Raw genomic sequence first — 17979 nt, 5'->3', positions numbered from 1 at the left:
TTGAATCATAAAAAAAGAGTCTATTATATAGACCCTTCATATTTCCTGAATTAATTTGTATTTGCCTCTGCTAACGGTTGTAACGGTGGTTCTAATTCTAGTTCTAATATATCGCCTTCTTGTATAGCTTGTCCTTTTTCAATACTTTGATTTGTTACATAACCCGTACCTGAAGTTTTTAAATCTAATTTTAATAGTTTAGAAAAATACATAACATCACGCATGGACCAACCTTGTAAATTGGGCATTGTTGCGTTGTTTCCTAATAAAAATATACGATCACCTTCGCTCATTACTTCACCAGACTGCGGATATTGTTTTTTAATTTTTCCTTCTCCTAAAATTATCGGTTGGAGTTTCTCTTTTTTTACATTATTCTCTACCGTATCTATTGATTGATTCACATAGTTTTGCACTTTTAATTGGGATTTTTTCGTTGCATCGGTCATTTGTTGTTCTGTATATGGTTTCACCTTTAAATATTCAAGGCTATTTTTCACAACTGGTTTAAATATTTCAGCGAGTGGCTGAGCTCCATATTCATCTCCCTTTAACTTTGGCTGCTTAATAGCTAAGTATACAATTAACTCTGGGTCATCAATTGGAGCCATACCTAAAAATGAAAAAATATAATTTTCTTTTCCTTCCATATATCGTCCATTTTCAGGATTCGGAATTTGCGCTGTTCCTGTCTTGCCTCCTATTGGGTAACCATCGACTTTATACATTGTACCTGTACCTTTTGAAGACGTAATAACACGCTCCATTAAGTCTCTTACCTTGTCCGCAGTCTCTTTTTTTATCGGATTGCCAACTTCTTTCGGTTGATTTTCCATAATAACTTGCTTGTTTGTTGGATTTACAACTTTGTCAACGATATATGGTTGCATCATTTTCCCGTCATTTGCTATAGCGGTTGCAGCTTGGATTAATTGAATTGGAGTTACTGTAGAACCTTGTCCGAAAGAAGTTGTTACTTGTTGAATTTGTGTATTTAATAATAAAGTATTTTTACTTTCACCAGGTAAATCTATTCCCGTTTTTTGGTTAAAACCAAATTTGTTCATATATTGCTTAAATTTATTTGGTTTTAATAACTGATCTTCTAAAATAGAAAAAGCTACGTTTGATGATCTTTCAAAACCTTCATCAAATGTAATAGATCCCCATCCAAATCCACCATTATGATCTTTTATATCAGATGAACCTACTGAATACTTGCCGGATTGAAAATATTCTTTCCCGTTATATACACCTTCATTAATTGCTGCAGCTAACGTAAATACTTTCATCGTTGAACCTGGTTCATATGCATTTGCGATTGGATCATTTAAAAAGTATTCAATATCCCCTTTATTAGGATTAAAACTAGGTTTACTAGACATAGCTAAAACTTTCCCCGTCTTTGGATCCGCTATAATACCTACTAACATAGAAGGATCATAGTGCTCTTGCGCCTTATTCATCGCTTCTTCTAAAAAACTATTAATTTGTTTATCAAGCGTAAGATATACGTTATTTCCATGTTTAGCAGGTTCTATTTTTCCTATATCATTTGTAAGCGGGATACCTCCTCGCGCTCCCACATATTCTATATTCCCATTTGTCGAGCGCAAATATTTATCTAAACTTTTTTCAAGCCCAAACTTCCCTTCTGTATTTCCTTTATCGTCTGGTCTAGCAAAACCAAGTATATAAGATGCAAAATCTTCATTTGGATACACTCTTGCTTTCTCAGGCATAAAAGAAACACCTGGGATTTTCAATTTTTTAATTTGTTCTTTCTTTTCCCTAGACAAATTCCGGCCAACTTTTCCGATTTCAACTTGCGTACGCCCTTCATGGAAATTCTTTAACACATCTTCTTTATTAATTTCAAGCGCATCAGCTAATTGCGCTGCGGTTTCATCTTTATTTTTCAATTTGCCATTACCTTTCAAATTCACAACAACACGATACGTTGTTGAATCTTGAACGAGCACTTTTCCAGTTTGATCATAAATCGTGCCACGATTCGCTTCCAAAACACCATTTTTATTATGTTGTTCAGTTGCAAGATCCTTTACATTCACATTATGCACGACCCCTACTGCTTGAATATAGAAAAAACGCAAAAGCATAATAAGAAACAAAACAATAAAAGCAATCATAAAATACCGCGCGCCTTTATTCGTTTGAAGTTTATGCATATTTCGCTCCTTTCTTTCACCATTAATTACTACAAAGATGTGCTACAAAATATGTAGTTTTTACTTTCAATACTATATGTTTCGAAGTTTTCGTATGAATTCCTTTAAAACAGTGTGAAACTAGTTATAGTTATTGTTAGTTATTTAAATACTTAAAATACAGTACGTGAAATTTAAGAATATTCATTCTTTTTTTACATAACACTCAAATTGTTATTGCAAGTAATCTATTCACTTGTATACAACAAAAAATCCTCCTCTGAATTTCCAAAGGGGGATTTTTTCCTAAACTATAAAAGGCTAGTTATGAAATTTAAGCTACATGGTTATATTTCTCTAAAAAACGAATTCGTTTCGCTACGAATGCATACATTTTGAAAACAAGTTTTGCTATTGGTTCAAAAATACGTTTTTTCTGCAATAATAAACAGCTTGTTAAAATCGTTATGACAGCCGCACCCATTACATCTAAAGGAAAATGAACACCTACATACAAACGTGATATACAAACTAATACTGCCCACAAAAGTGCGATATATCTTAACTTTTCTCCTCTAAGAATAAACATGAATGCAATCGATAATACAAGTACAGAATGATCACTAACAAAGGATGAGTTTTCTGCGTGGGGTACTAATTGATTCACATCATATGATACAAAAGGACGTGGATGATAGTATACTAAATGAATAAAAACATTTACTAGCAATGCAATTATTACTGAAAGTGTCGTATACAACACTGTATATTGTTTTCTTATCGCATTCTCTTTCTTTCCGTTATGAAACCATAAGATAAGCATGAATAGAATAGCCACATATGCAGCACTATTTGTAATAGCAATCATTACCTTATCTAAGAGTACAGATGTACCTGCTAAATTGTTTATCCATTGAAATACTGCGTAATTCACATTACTCTCTCCTTATAATTTCTTATTTCACTTGAAATTAAGATACAAGTTTACTTGATTTACACAGTATACAACATTTACACACATTTAGATTTTCACTTTATTCATGTTACTATTTTTCATTTGACAATTATGTAACTATTTACACGCATTAAAAATATATATGATGGAAAAACCTTTAAAATCATATAACCCACTAACTAAAAGTGTATATATTACATAACATATACATATAAAAACATAGGTTATTAAATCATATTTTTATTCCATACGTAGAGCGATATTACCAAACTGTTCTCCCTGCTCCATACGTCTTAACGCTTGAATCGCTTCTTCCAACGAATAAACTTTATCCATAATTGGTTTAATCTTATATTTCTCTATAAACTTAATCATTTCATTAAATTCTTCACTGCTACCCATAGATGTCCCCATAATATCGATTTGATTATAAAATAACGCTCGTAAAGGTAATTCAATTTTATCTCCGGAGCTTGCACCAAAATTAACAATTCTCCCATTCGGTTTTAATACATCAAAGTATTTTAAGAATGTTGCTGGACCTATACTATCAATTATTAAATCTACTTTCCCTCCGCATAAACTCTCTTCCCAATTTCCAGAACTATTAAAAGAAAAATCTGTGCCATATGCTTCGGCAAATTTTCTTTTGTTCTCTACCCTTGAAGTAACACTTACTTTTGCGCCAATTGCTTTTGCAAATAACATAGCAAATGTCGCTACACCGCCGCCTATCCCAGGAATTAAAACATGTTCCCCACGCTTTAATCTACCCTTTGTAAAAAGCGCTCTATATGCAGTTAGTGCCGATAAAGATAGAACGCCAGACTCTTCCCAAGTAAGATATGACGGTTTTCCTACTACATTTTCAGCGGGCACTATTACATATTCAGCAAACGTTCCATCTTTTGGTCCCCCTAACACCTCTGGTAACTCTGGTACTTCGGCAATATTATCCCATCCAATACTAGGATTAATAATGACCTCGGTTTGTAATAAATCAGCTGAAACACCTTCTCCTATTTCTGTAACAATACCTGCACCATCTGACCCTATTACTAACGGTAGATCCATTTCTTTTCTATTGTTTATAATAAATAAATCCCTATGATTTAATCCTGCTGCTTTTAACTTTACTTTTACTTCCCCGGCATTAGGATTTATTTCAGATGAAAGTTTATATACTAATCCCTCTACCCCTTTTTTATATTGATGTACAATAGCTTTCATTGCTTCATTCCCCCTTAATATTTTCAATGTACTAGAAATATCGAAATAAATAAACTAATCTGTCTCCAATAATTAGATGTATATCGTTATGACAAAAGAAAAAATCCCTCCCTATAAATAACGCAGGAAGGGATTTTTTAAATTTTTTCAGATAAAAATCTGTAATGTTAATTCTTTTGAGTTTTAGCTAATTCTAATATCTTTTGAATAAATGGTGCTTTTGCATTTGTATAAGAAACACGATCAAAAGGATATGTAGCTGCAAGTCTCTCTTTTAGTTCTCTATATTCTTTACGTGCCCATTCATGCTTTATTAGAAAGTCTCGAAATAAAAGATTGTTTTTCCATTCGTCACTATTATAAATATAAACATGTAAATGATGAGTACCTGCTCTCCATTTTCCCTTTCTAAAAAAACGCCAATTAGGTGTTTCTTTTGGAACATACTCATATCCGATTTTTAATAGATCATCAATCCACTTTTCGATAATTTGCAAATCTGTTACGCCAATCATCATATCAATTAAAGGTTTCGCTCCTAACCCTTGTACAGATGTGCTCCCTATATGTTCAATAGCAATACAATCTTCCCCGAATAAAGAAATAAATTTCTCTTTTTCTATTAAATACTCTTCGTGCCACTCTTTTTCATATGGTTTAATAACGATTTGTTGTTCCATTTTATCCACCTTTTTATAATTATTTATTATTATATTTATATAAATTTCATGTGATTCACATAGGATTTTTACAAAACGTGTCGAATACTGAAATATATAACTTAATTATAATAAATGCGAGGTATAATATGAAAGATATTCCAGTTGAAATTCAGTTAAATCAAGTTACATTCCAGTTAAAAGAACATCATAATTTTGATTGGCTATTGAAATTAGGAACCGTATTTGCAGTTTTTGACCAGCAAGATTCAGGTAATATAAGTTTTGGTGTTGAAAAAAATGGCCATAAAAAATTCATTAAATACGCAGGGGCACAAACAATTGCATACGAAGGAACAATAAACGACGCTATTGAACGTTTGAAAAATTCAGTTTTCCTATACGAGGAATTAAAACACAACTCGCTTATAAAACTAATTGAACACTTTCCAGTTCAATCTGGATATGTATTAATTTTCGATTGGTTTGATGGTGAATGTCTTCATTCGCACTGGAGTTTCCCGCCTCCTGAAAAATATAAAAATCCAAACTCTCCATTTTATAAATTTAAGCATTTACCTGTTAGAAAACGAGTTCAATCCTTAAATTCCATTTTTTCTTTCCATACATATGTCGAAAAGAAAAAATATGTAGCGATAGATTTTTATGATGGTAGTATTATGTATAATTTTAATACAAATGAAACGAAAATTTGTGATATTGATTTATATTCTAAAAAACCATACGTAAATAAAATGGGAAGATTATGGGGTTCCTCACGTTTTATGTCTCCTGAAGAATTTGAGCTAAACGCTATAATTGATTCGAGAACAAATGTATTTAATATGGGGGCAATGGCTTTCGCGATTTTAGGTGGTGGAAAAGATCGCTCCTTTACAAAATGGGAAGCAAGTAGGGATTTATATGAAATAGCGTATCGCGCAGTAAATGAAAATCGAACCGAACGATATGCATCAGTTAAAGAATTTTATGAAGAGTGGGTAAACGTGTCGAATACTAAAAAGATATAAATCTATATTATTCAAACAAATATATAGTTTATACTATTATCATGATAATATATATGAAAAGGAAATTAAAAATAACGAGGCAAATATTATGAACTTTGTGTATATCAATCAACACGTGTTAAATAACCTTCTATACATTTTAAGTAGCATATTTATTTTTTATTTTATATATGATAGCGGGCGCAATTTGAAGAAATATAAAAAACTACTTATTATACTTTGTACGAGTATCCCTCTTATTTTATGTATGCGCTATCCTATCTATATGGATGAAAATTGTATTCATGATTTAAGACAAATACCGGTTATAGTAGGTACGCTTTATGGTGGCTTCCCTGTCGGTATAACATTGTTTGCTATTTTATTAATTACAAGATTTTCATTTTATGGATTTAGTATGTTAACAATAGTAGTGTATGGAACAATGTTTATCATTACAGCATTCGCATCCGCAAAATTTAATACGTATAATAGAAAAATTAAAGTAGCTTATGCAATGTTTTTAACATTTTTCTTAGCAATATTTACAACTGTAATTGTATTAACTTTATCAGATTTTGAAGTGAATAATTTGTACATCATTTATTTCATAATATTACCAACCGTTTTAATGTTGTTTGTAGTTTATTTTAATGAAGTTTTAAAAGATGCAGTATGCATGCGATCAAAGTTAATTAAAATGGAAAAAATGGAGATTGTTAGCCAACTCGCTGCTAGTATATCGCACGAAGTAAGAAATCCCTTAACTGTTGTAAAAGGATTTACACAACTTTTAAAAACACCAAATTTAACTCCAGAATCAAGAGACGAGTATATTAAGCATATACTGGAAGAATTACATCACGCCCAAGGAATTATTGATGATTATTTAACGTTTGCCAAACCTGCTTCAGAAAAATTAGATGAGATTTCAGTAGAACAAGAATTAAATCGAGTTATTAATATGATCTTACCTTTATGTAATATGAATACAATACATATTACAAAAGATTTCTCTACGGCAACAATAGTTGGTAATAAACAGCACTTTCAGCAATGTTTTTTAAACTTATTAAAAAATGGTATTGAAGCAATGCCTAATGGCGGTACTTTAAATATCTCCTCTTCTATTAGTAATAATAAAGTTATCATACGAATTGAAGATAGCGGAATTGGTATGTCACAAGAGCAAATAAATCGATTTGGCGAACCGTATTTTAGTACAAAAACGAAAGGTACAGGTTTAGGTACAATGGTTGCTGTTAAGATCATTGAAACGATGCAAGGTAATTTAAAAATCCGAAGCGTTATGAATAAAGGTACTACTTTGACAATTACATTTCCGAAATGTAATACAAACGCATCTAACAATAAATAAAAAAGGAGCAATTATGCTCCTTTTTTATCTGTTTCGATACATAAGTATCTTCTATGTTTTTTAGTTTTACATTTGTGGAGACTAACTAAAAATTAGTACCCTCCGCCCCAGCAGCTGCATCCAACGATAATTAATAAAATAAATAACACAACTAATAAAGCGAAACCTCCACCAAAACCACAAGAACCACCGTAACTCATATTTTCTCCTCCTTTTGGTTTGAAAACTAATAGGTAGTTGATCATTTTAACTGGTTCGTATTATACATTATGTAAATATCCCTTTTTTGAGCATGTCTATATAAAAATAAGTAAAAGCACTCATTTGAGAGTGCTTTAAAATGGATACCAAAAATTTTGAAATACATGTAACTTTACATATACTGCAGCAATTAAAATAAAAATACCTACAAATAAAGCAATGAAATCCTGGCTTTTCGCTTTATTTGTATAGAACCACGTACGTGTATCCTTCTTTCCGAACCCTCTTAAATCCATTGCGTTTGAAACTGTATCGATTCTCTCTAAAGAATGAATAATTAAAGGCCAAAAAATTAAGACACGGTTTTGCATGCGGATCCATAAACTTGCTTCTCCTTTTTCGAAAGCTACTCCTCTCGCCTCTTGGGCATGTTTAATAACTTTATATTCGGACTGAATATCAGGTATATAACGTAATGCAATATTTATCGCATAAGTAATTTTATAATGAATTCGAAATTTACTTAAGCTACTCACAAATTTGCTTGGATCAGTCGTATAAATAAAAATAAGTGTAAATGGTAATAACGTAAAATACTTTAACGAAAGTGTAGCTGCATAAAATAATGTTTCGTATGTAATTGTTGCATATCCAATATACATAAATGAAGTATACGATCCAGTTAATTCAGATCCATGGGTTGGTGTAATAAATAAGATCATGACAGAATTTAATAAACTAAATGTAAATATAACAGTAAAAACAATAAAAATTTTACGAAATGGAATTTTAGCAACTAAAAGTCCGATACATCCAATTATAAATACGAATAGCAATACGCGAAAATCAAAAAATAAAAAGGTAAGCGTCATACCAAAAATAAATAACAACAATTTCACTGCTCCGTCCATGCGATGGAAATATGTATTATACACCTTCCTCCCTCCTAATATCATTAAAATAAAGTTCCATAAATTTTTCAGGATTTGCAATACCACTAAATTTAACGAGTTTGAATAAAGAGCTCTCCTTTAAGTTCGCTCTTTTTAATGTTTCTGGATGCCCTAATACAGTAGACGCGGTATTATTCGCAATAATTTCCCCTTCATGTAGAACTATTGCTCTGTCCGCATATTCTGATGCGAGATTCATATCGTGTGTGATAAAAATAAATGATATTCCCTTTTTAGCTAATTTTCTAATAAACGACATAAACTGTTTATAATGATAATAATCTTGTCCCGCTGTCGGTTCATCTAATATGATAAGTTTTGGATTTGCTGTTAGTACAGATGCAATCGTTAATCTCTTTTTTTGTCCATAACTTAACGCCTGAATTGGCCAATTTCGAAATGGATACAAACCACAAATTTTTAACGCTTCCTCCGCTCTAAACTTAATTTCTTTCTTTGAAACCTTTTTTAATTTTAATGTGAATGAAACCTCTTCTATAAGAGTAGGTTGTGTAATCATGTGATTTGGATTTTGCATGACATAAGATATAATCTCACCGCGTTTACGTATAGACCAAGAATTGATATTTACTCCATCAATTAAAATCCTGCCATTTTTTGTTTTGTTTATTCCTATAAGACTATGAGCTAATGTTGATTTTCCAGCTCCGTTATGGCCCAAAAGTGCTACAATTTCTCCTTCATATATGGATAAATTTACATTCTCTAATACTTTTTGTTTATTAGGATATGAAAATGATAAATTCTCTACTTTCAATAATTCTTTTTTTGTAGGAGTATCTTTACAAAAAGCTTTTTTCTCCATCCACTCTTTTATTACACCACTAATACTTTCCTTATGAAGATTTTCAAGTGGATATATTACGTCATTATTACTATCAAAATGTAATCTTTTTAATCCTTCTATGTACATAGGTTCTCTTAATCCGATTGAGGGTAATATATTTGACGCTAAAATCTCATCTGGTGTCCCTATCGCAACAATTTCCCCTTCATCAATTAAAATAATTTTATCTAAATCCAGATTTAACATTTCTTCTATTCGATGTTCAATAATTACAATTGTTTTATTATATTGCTTATGTATATTTTTAATAAGTTCAATTGTATGTAAGCTGCTAGCTGGATCTAAATTTGCTAACGGTTCATCGAACAATAATATAGGAGCATTTGTTGTTAACAAACCCGCTAAAGAAACAGTTTGTTTTTGCCCTCCAGATAATTCATGCGGACTTTGTTTATGAAAAGTATGCATCCCTACCTTTTTTAATGACTCCGAGACAATCTTTTTCATTTCATCCTGATTTACACATTCATTTTCTAAATAAAAGGCTACATCTTCTTCTACTGTAAGACCAATAAATTGTGCATCTTGATCTTGCAAAATTGTGCCTACATGTTTACTTAGTTCAAAAACACTCTTTTTCCTCGGATCTTTTCCAGCAATTAAAATATTACCAGTACTAGTCCCTTCATAAGAAAATGGGATTAGCCCATTCATACAATGAGCTAACGTTGATTTCCCTGAACCACTTCGTCCAGCAATTAGCACTTTTTCCCCAGAATATATATGAAATGTAATGTCTTTCACAGTAGGCTGCGCTGCATGCTTATATTGAAAGTTGAATTGTTCAAAAGAAATAATTGGTTGCATTTTAATATCCCTACTTTTCAATTTTTAAATGTGTATGTTTCTTATTTGATTTAGCTAGGCCTATTGTAATTGGCAATCCAAGAACTAAAAATACAATAACGTCAGCAATTGTTGCACCTAACACTTGTATAACAATTTTGTCAAACGGTTCTCCCATTACAATAATATCGAATGCCCCAGCAAATATAATAGCAATGACAATTCCAATTAAGCCAGTAATGGCTAAATAAGAAATATCTCCCTTATTATATGTCCCGTTTTTCACACTAAAGCCAACTCTTTTTTGAATGAACCCCATTGCAAAGCCAATAATGCCTGAACTAATAACCCATCCCCACCAAATCCCCCAGCCAGCGATTGTGTCTGTTACGGTATGACCGATAAGTCCTATTAACAGTCCTGCCACTGGACCAAATAACGCTCCAAAAACGGTTAAAATAGCTAATGCAGGTTTAATAAATGTATTTGGTGCAATAGAAAATCCCCAAAGTCCTAATATCCCGTATAATGCTGCTCCAATTCCGATTGCCACTACTAATTTTGTTGATAATTTGTTCATAACAATTCCCCCCTCTTAATAGTCAACTTTTATTACTCTATATTTATTTTGAAAATGAATTATGCATCGACACTCCCTTTCTATACAACAAAAAATGACCTCTTACATAAGAGGTCATTTTCTTTCACATTTAAGAATCCTCTTATCTTCCAAAAAACACATCGTGTTCTCCGCGGACTTAGCACCTTCCTATACATTTACATAGGGGTTGCTGAGGTTTCATAGGGCCGTTCCCTCCACCTCTCTGGATAAGTATTAATTTGTAATTCGTATTATGGCATTAAAAAGTATAAATTTCAACACTTTTCTAATTATTTTTATTTTTTTGTTTAATAGTACATTTAAATCATTGTATTCTTATCGGAATTATGTAATAATGAATTCAAAATAGTTACGGGAGGAATGTACGATGAAAGTAATTGGTTTAATTGGTGGACTAAGTTGGGAATCTACATCATTATACTATAAACATATTAATACACTTACACTCTCTCAATACGACCAAAATGCAAAGCTTGTTTTATATAGCATGGACTTTGGTGAAGTAACGACTTTATTACAAAATCATCAATATGAAGAAGTGAAAAACGAATTAGTTACTGTTGCAAAGAAGGTTGAAAAATCCGGAGCTGAATGTTTATTAATGTGTTCCAATACGGTCCATCTATTTGCTGAAGAAGTAGAAAGTGCAATATCCATTCCACTTCTTCACATAGGTGATGTAAGTGCTAAAGAAATGGTAGAACAGAATATAAAGCGTATCGGATTATTGGGTACGAAACAAACGATGGAACAAGACTTCTATAAATCACGTCTAGCAAACTATAACATTGAGACAATCATCCCAAATGAAGAGGAAAGAAATTTTATTCATCATGTTATTTTAAATGAATTAAGTAAAGGAATTATTTCAGAAACATCAAAAGAAAAGCTATTACAAATTACAAAATCATTAATTCAAAATGGCGCAGAAGGTATACTACTAGGTTGCACCGAAATACCGTTGCTCATTTCCCAAAACGACCTTACTGTTCCTGTTTTTGATACTGCTTTTTTACATGCAAATACTGCTGTGCAGTTTGCGGGATAATCATATAAAAGCATAAAGGTTGAGCCTCTATGCTTTTATATTACCCACACTATTTATTTAAAAGAGATGTAATCACTGTGATTGCTTCATTTGAACCACCACAATCTAAAAAACTATCCTTCAGTTTTCGTATACCATGCTTATACTTTTCATTTAAAAGTACGTCTGTTACCGCTTCTTTTAAACTTTGTACATTAACATGCTCTTTCAATAACCTATGTGCAGCTTCCAGCTCAGTTAGTCTTTGTGCTATCATCGGTTGATCTTTATCATGTGGAATGATGACAAATGGGACATTAAAATAAATAGCGTCGTGTACACTGTTCATGCCGCCATGTGTAATAAAAACATCTGCTTCATTTAATATTTCTGATTGGGGTACGTATGAAGCAATTATAAAATTGTCTGGCGCTTTCTTAATTTTAGAACGATCATTTCTATCACCAATTGCCATTACAACTACCCCTTTAAAATCTGAGAAAGTATCAATACAAGTATTAAAGAATGGTTCAAGTCCTTCAAGCAGTGTCCCCATTGAAATATAAATAACTTTCTTACCTTTAAGCAATTCAAGTGGAAACTCTACATTTGTTTTACGCTTTGAAATACTTGGTCCAATAAAAATGTTATTTTCTCCAAACAAATCGCTATTAGGTTGGAAGTAACGACTTGTGTACACAAGAGTAATATCTCCCTTGTTATGCATAAATTGAAGATTGTTTTTAGGCTTTACTCCAAATTCATGTTCCATTCGATATAGTAACTGTTCAGAAATTTCATCAGGTTGGAATGGTATTTCTGCATTAGGATGAAAAGGTAAAGTCTCCAAAAATTCAGTAGGAATTAAAAATATAGGAGAAGAAACTATGCCTGGAATTTGTAAATACTCCTTTACTAACTCTCCAGCACCAAATATATCATAAATTACGAAATCAAAATTAATGCTTTCACATAATTGTTTCGTAATTTCTAATATATATAAAGAAGTTTGAACATGTACATGAAAGAAAGAGTTCAATCCATATGAAGTTTCAGTATCAATAGAAATATCCTTTAATAAATCTGGATGGGTATATACAGTAGCTCCCAAATCTTCAATTCTGCCTTTAAAGTGTTCTGTAGTAATATAGTGTACGTGATTCCCCCGTTCAGTAAAGGCTTTGACTAAACTTAATGTCGGGTTTACATGTCCCTCTGCTGGAAAATTAATCATTAAAATATTTAGCACTTCTTTCTCACTCCTTACATTTCAACACTCTTATTAATCATACTGTAATGATTACCGTCAATCTTCCCCTAATAGTCCTAATATACTTGCTACTTTAGATTGATAAATAATTGTCAGTTATTTAATTAAAAAAGGCATCTACATAAGTAGATGCCTAACCGTGATAAGGAGTGTTCTGTGAGGTTAGAATAAGCTTTTCAGCTTGTCCTATGCTATCAATATATGATTTATTTTATAAAACGTGAACAATTGATAGAATGATTTTACCTTTCTATCACCCATTTTGAATCTATCCCTAAATTAAATGACTCTAGTTTCTATATTATTTCATATGTTTTAACCTTCTTGAGAGCTATCTATTTGTAAATTTTCTCCAGTCAATCTCTTATTTTTCAATTCAAAATAAGCATCTAAAACTTCTTTTCCAATATCAGAGTTAATGCCAGATTTATCATTCATAACCCACGGCACAACTACAGAGAATGCTACTTCTGGATTATCATATGGCGCATACCCTGCTAACGTTAAGTTATAACATTCTCTTCTCTCGCCCTTTTCATTTCTTCCAATATCGCTTTCTCCACCGTAAACTGTCTGTGCTGTTCCTGTTTTACCTGCTGGTTTATAAGATGCTTTTTGGAACGCCCTTACTCCTGTTCCATCACCCTCTTGGAATACCTTTCTAAATCCTTCTTTTACTTGATTTATATATTCCTCTTTCATATCAATTTTATTTAAAACAATTGGTTCTACTGCATGCACCACTTTACCAATCTCATCTTTTTGCGACGTTTGCTCTCTTACCTCTTGTACAATTTGTGGCTTCATTCGATATCCACCGTTTGCAATTGTTGAAATATACTGTACGAGCTGAAGTGGTGTATACGTGTCATACTGACCAATTGAGTAATCTAATAAGAAACCCGGCTGATTATCTTTTTTACCAATTTGTCCAGCTGTTTCATTCGGTAAATCAATACCCGTTGGAACACCTAATCCGAATTGTCTGAAATAGTACCTCATTTTATCAAAGTATTCCTGTTTAATATTTAATGAACTATTTTTCACATAATCCACACCTGCAATTTTTAATGCTGTATGAAACATATAAACGTTTGAAGAGACTTGTAACGCTCTTAAATCATCAATGTTTCCAAACTCTTTCCAAGACTTCTTCTCCCTAGTACCTTTAAACTTCATAGGTGCATCATAAAAATAAGTACCTGGTGTTATAGCTTTCGTTTCAAATCCAGTTAAAACTGTCGCACCTTTAACTGTTGATCCTAGCTCATATGAACTAGTCATTGTGCCTAATGCATAGTCTTCAACTTCTGTTTTCCCGTCTTTTTCTACAAGTCTTTTCCCAGCCATTGATAATACTTGTCCGTTTTTCGGATTCATCATTACAACGAAAGCACGGTCCAACATAGATTCAGATCCTTTATATGCCTTTAATATTTTTTCTATACTTTCTTCTACTTTTTTCTGTAATTCCATATCTATCGTTAAAGTTAAGTTCTTACCGCTCTTTCCCTCAGAAATTGTTTCCGTTCTAATTGTAGTACCTTGTTTATCTGCAACGCTTCTTACTTCTTTTTTTGTACCATGAAGTACATCTTCATATTGCTGCTCGATATAACTTTTTCCAACCCTATCATTTCGGCTATAATCACGTACTAAGTAATAATCTAATCGTTCACTTGGTAATCCTTCATCAGAATTAGAAACATTTCCAAGAACGGATCGGAATAATCCATCATTCACATACACTCTCTCCCAATCAACCGACACGTCTACACCTGGGAGATTTGCTAAACCTTCACTAATTATAGTAAATTCCTTTTCACTAACGTCTTTTTTTATAATTTGTGGAGCCATTTGATAACCAGAAGTCATCTTACTTTTAATAGCTAACACTTTTATATCTTTATCTGTTAAATCTTGAAGATTTTTATCCGTAACTCGTTTTCTTTTTAACTCTTCAATTTTTTTATCTAAATTTTTCCCGGTAATATCTTTATCTCTGAACCTATTTATTTCTTTTTTAGATACTAATTTTTCGGTTAGTGTCGGATTTAATTGCATCCAAAAATCTTTCTTATCCGTCTCAGTTAGTTTATCTATATCTTCTTGTGGTATTTCAATTATGTCTGCAAGTTGTCTTGCTGTTTTTAATATTTCTTCTGATTTTACACCTTTCATCTTTGTATATGTAATTGTACGTAAAGACTTATTATCAACTACTGGATTCCCTTCTCGGTCAAATATTTTTCCCCGCGGCACAGAAAGGCTTACGGTTGCATTTTCTCTCTTCTCCACTTCATTTTTATACGTCTCACCATCAATAATTTGTACTTTACCTAATTGTATAATCATGGCAGAAAACAATATAAATACACATAAGAATAAAATGTTTAACCGCATCGGTACTGCTCTACCGCTTTTTTTCTCTTGTTTTTTCACCTTGTCATAATCTCCTCCTTACTGTATTTCTATTAATAATTGAATCTATATATTAAAAGTAATGCACATTTTCTATACATTACTTTGCACAAATACTAATATATTGATAAAAACTTAATAGAAATTAAAGTAAATCTAAAGAAAAGGTAAAGTTTTCTAAATTAAATACAAAAATACCCAATAACGAAAAGCTTAGCTTTTCGTTATTGGGTATTTAAGAATTAATAATTGAACGTATTGATTCTAATCTATCATCATAATTTGATAAAGGCTTTTTACTCTGAATTTTTGGCAAGTAAATCGTTACTGTTGTTCCGACGCCAACCTCACTCATAATACTTATATTCCCTTGATGACTTTCAATAATTTTATAACTTAACATCAATCCAATACCGGTACCTTTTTCTTTCGTACTATAAAAAGGTTCGCCTAATCTTTTAATTCGTTCTTCAGGTATTCCTATTCCTTTATCAATTACACTAATAATGATACCATCTTTGCCTATTTCTTTTATGTGAATTGAAATTCTCCCACCATCTGGCATAGCTTCGATTGAATTTTGCAAAATGTTAATAAATACTTGTTTCAGTTGATTTTCTGAGCATTCAATGATTATATCTTTAGAATCTGTATATAATTCAACTTGAATATTTGTCATAATTGCTTTTGTATTTATTAACGAAACGACATTTTTAAATATTTGATAAAGATTTTTCTTTTCCGTGCTTAGTTCATCTGTTTTAGCAATCGACAAAAATTCTTGAAGAATCGCTTCTATTCTTTCAATTTCAGAAAGCATTAGATCAAAATATTTTTCTTGATCTTCTTTATTAATTTGAAATAGCTGTATAAAGCCTTTAATGACTGTTAATGGATTCCTAACTTCATGAGCAACACCAGCTGCTAATTGACCAATTGCTGCAAGTGTATCTGATTTATTTAGCAATTCTTCTGTCTTTTTCCGCTCTGTAATATCACGTACAATAATCATAATTTTATCATGTAATAACGGTAAACATCTAGCTTCAAAGAAATCGATACTTTCATTAATTGTAAGCGGATATTCAACAATTGCATTTGTTCCTTTTTCTTTCACTTGAAAAATTGCTTCTTGAAATTTTTGTGCTACTGAAGTTGGTAATACTTCGTAAAACTTTTTTCCCATAAAAGCTTCTGCGGGTACGTAAAATTTTGTAGGGGATCCTGCTTTATAATCAATAATTGTGCCGTCATCTTCTGTTAAGAAACATAAGTCTGGTAAAGCTTGAAAAATTAATTCCAATTCAGACGTTTGTTGTATTAATTTCTCTTCTATTGCTTTTAAATGTGTAATATCTACACCAACAGCCCAATAACTAAATCCACTTACAGGAAACTGTTCTGATATATTGGACCACATTATCGTTTTAATTTCACCATTTTTACAAGTTAAACGCATTTCCCAGTCTCTAAAGTTCTTTCCACGAGTCAAAAATTTCTTTTGTATCTCGTGACGATAATCATGATCCGGATACAGTAATCGAAGTGCGTTTGGATTTCCAATTACCTCTTCCGCAGTATAGCCTGTCACAATTTCACATTCGCGATTCCACAAAACAAAATCTCCATTATAATCAAGTGCATCAACCATAACAGGCATGTTTTGTAAGATTGTATGTAGTTCCTCCTCTTTTCGAGTAAGTAACGTTGTATTTTTACTTTGAAATCCTTTCATTACTCCACCTATAATTAGATTTGAAAGCATTTCAAAGTATTTTTGGGAATTGAAAATTTCGCTTTTCTGAGACCATACAACAAAAGATCCTAAATATTGATTGTATAAAAAAATGGGGATTTCAATTTTGGGAAGTTTACATATTTTCTTTTCATTTATTCCAAATGAAAATATACATTCTTTTTCAGCATCAAGAAGTTGATGTGATATGTTGGTTAATTGATAAAATTGTTCTGCCATGGTTTCTATTGTACTCACATCAATAAGTTCCATTAGCCGCGCATTCATTCCTTTTTCACCTCAATATGTAAAATTCATACAAACTTTAAATTCATACTTCTCCATTATACGAAGAATGTGCCTGTAGGTATATAGCTGAAGAATAATTATTCGAACAAATTTTATTTTTCAATTAAAAACAAAAAATATATGCATGCAAATTGAAACTCTAATTAGTAAGTTTTATTCATCTCCGACTGATTATTAGCTGAGCCAATCATGACCTTTTATGTTGCATGAACTCTCCTTAACATCCTTACATTCGTTAAGTTTTGACATAGTTTTATACACACTAGTAGCAATATAAAAATACATTACATATAAAGTTCATAAAATTTTCACAATTATCATGAAAAATATAAACATTTATTCCAATATATTCTATATAATAAAATGTAATAAGGCTTCTATGAATCT

The 17979-nt window shown here is 31.6% G+C and carries 14 protein-coding genes and 1 riboswitch; of the genes, 3 read left to right on the top strand and 11 right to left on the bottom strand.

Annotated elements, in window-relative coordinates; translation table 11 throughout:
- Positions 1-50: 50 nt before the first annotated feature.
- From ACTFR9_RS05695 to ACTFR9_RS05680, 4 genes are all read right to left on the bottom strand, one after another.
- A complete protein-coding gene (locus tag ACTFR9_RS05695; protein ID WP_000549357.1) occupies positions 51-2189 on the bottom strand; it encodes a penicillin-binding protein in 2139 nt (712 codons plus the stop codon).
- Between the two features lie 313 nt (positions 2190-2502).
- Complete coding sequence (locus ACTFR9_RS05690; RefSeq protein ID WP_001104979.1) at positions 2503-3102, bottom strand: undecaprenyl-diphosphatase; 600 nt, start codon at positions 3100-3102, stop codon at positions 2503-2505.
- Positions 3103-3363: 261 nt separating this feature from the next.
- On the bottom strand, positions 3364-4353 hold the full coding sequence (locus ACTFR9_RS05685) for a zinc-binding dehydrogenase (protein WP_073536485.1): 990 nt from the start codon (positions 4351-4353) through the stop codon (positions 3364-3366).
- Positions 4354-4520: 167 nt separating this feature from the next.
- Positions 4521-5033: a GrpB family protein gene (locus ACTFR9_RS05680; RefSeq protein ID WP_000437685.1), complete on the bottom strand. Its 513-nt coding sequence runs from the start codon at positions 5031-5033 to the stop codon at positions 4521-4523.
- Positions 5034-5161: 128 nt separating this feature from the next.
- Here ACTFR9_RS05680 and ACTFR9_RS05675 point away from each other — a divergent pair, with 128 nt between their 5' ends.
- Together ACTFR9_RS05675 and ACTFR9_RS05670 are read left to right on the top strand one after the other, a co-directional pair.
- Positions 5162-6043, top strand: coding sequence for a serine/threonine protein kinase (locus tag ACTFR9_RS05675; protein WP_048557873.1), 882 nt, complete (start codon positions 5162-5164; stop codon positions 6041-6043).
- 88 nt (positions 6044-6131) lie between these two features.
- On the top strand, positions 6132-7400 hold the full coding sequence (locus ACTFR9_RS05670) for a sensor histidine kinase (protein ID WP_001012258.1): 1269 nt from the start codon (positions 6132-6134) through the stop codon (positions 7398-7400).
- Positions 7401-7492: 92 nt separating this feature from the next.
- Here ACTFR9_RS05670 and ACTFR9_RS05665 read toward each other — a convergent pair whose 3' ends face one another.
- From ACTFR9_RS05665 to ACTFR9_RS05650, 4 genes are all read right to left on the bottom strand, one after another.
- On the bottom strand, positions 7493-7600 hold the full coding sequence (locus ACTFR9_RS05665; RefSeq protein WP_000120182.1) for a YjcZ family sporulation protein: 108 nt from the start codon (positions 7598-7600) through the stop codon (positions 7493-7495).
- 135 nt (positions 7601-7735) lie between these two features.
- Positions 7736-8536, bottom strand: coding sequence for an energy-coupling factor transporter transmembrane component T family protein (locus tag ACTFR9_RS05660; protein WP_000282909.1), 801 nt, complete (start codon positions 8534-8536; stop codon positions 7736-7738).
- Entirely contained in the window at positions 8529-10229 is a 1701-nt protein-coding gene (locus tag ACTFR9_RS05655; RefSeq protein WP_001182486.1) for an ABC transporter ATP-binding protein, read from the bottom strand. Before ACTFR9_RS05655 ends, ACTFR9_RS05660 begins: the two co-directional genes overlap by 8 nt.
- A gap of 10 nt (positions 10230-10239) precedes the next feature.
- Positions 10240-10788 (bottom strand): ECF-type riboflavin transporter substrate-binding protein, encoded by a 549-nt coding sequence (locus ACTFR9_RS05650; RefSeq protein ID WP_001038200.1) that lies wholly within the window; start codon positions 10786-10788, stop codon positions 10240-10242.
- A 139-nt stretch (positions 10789-10927) separates the two neighbouring features.
- Positions 10928-11043: riboswitch (SAM riboswitch) on the bottom strand.
- 154 nt (positions 11044-11197) lie between these two features.
- Between ACTFR9_RS05650 and ACTFR9_RS05645 the strand changes: the two genes are divergently transcribed.
- On the top strand, positions 11198-11878 hold the full coding sequence (locus ACTFR9_RS05645) for an aspartate/glutamate racemase family protein (RefSeq protein ID WP_000864406.1): 681 nt from the start codon (positions 11198-11200) through the stop codon (positions 11876-11878).
- A gap of 49 nt (positions 11879-11927) precedes the next feature.
- On the opposite strand, the gene ACTFR9_RS05640 is transcribed toward ACTFR9_RS05645, so the two are convergent.
- From ACTFR9_RS05640 to ACTFR9_RS05630, 3 genes are all read right to left on the bottom strand, one after another.
- Entirely contained in the window at positions 11928-13106 is a 1179-nt protein-coding gene (locus tag ACTFR9_RS05640; protein ID WP_000932133.1) for a macrolide family glycosyltransferase, read from the bottom strand.
- 336 nt (positions 13107-13442) lie between these two features.
- On the bottom strand, positions 13443-15569 hold the full coding sequence (locus tag ACTFR9_RS05635) for a peptidoglycan D,D-transpeptidase FtsI family protein (RefSeq protein ID WP_000743754.1): 2127 nt from the start codon (positions 15567-15569) through the stop codon (positions 13443-13445).
- A gap of 214 nt (positions 15570-15783) precedes the next feature.
- Entirely contained in the window at positions 15784-17571 is a 1788-nt protein-coding gene (locus tag ACTFR9_RS05630; RefSeq protein WP_000994084.1) for an ATP-binding protein, read from the bottom strand.
- Positions 17572-17979: the final 408 nt, after the last annotated feature.

This window comes from Bacillus cereus group sp. MYBK222-1 (genome assembly GCF_051916425.1).
Taxonomy (GTDB): domain Bacteria; phylum Bacillota; class Bacilli; order Bacillales; family Bacillaceae_G; genus Bacillus_A; species Bacillus_A paranthracis.
Note: the sequence above shows the minus strand (reverse complement) of the source record. Positions and strands in the feature narration are given on the sequence as shown.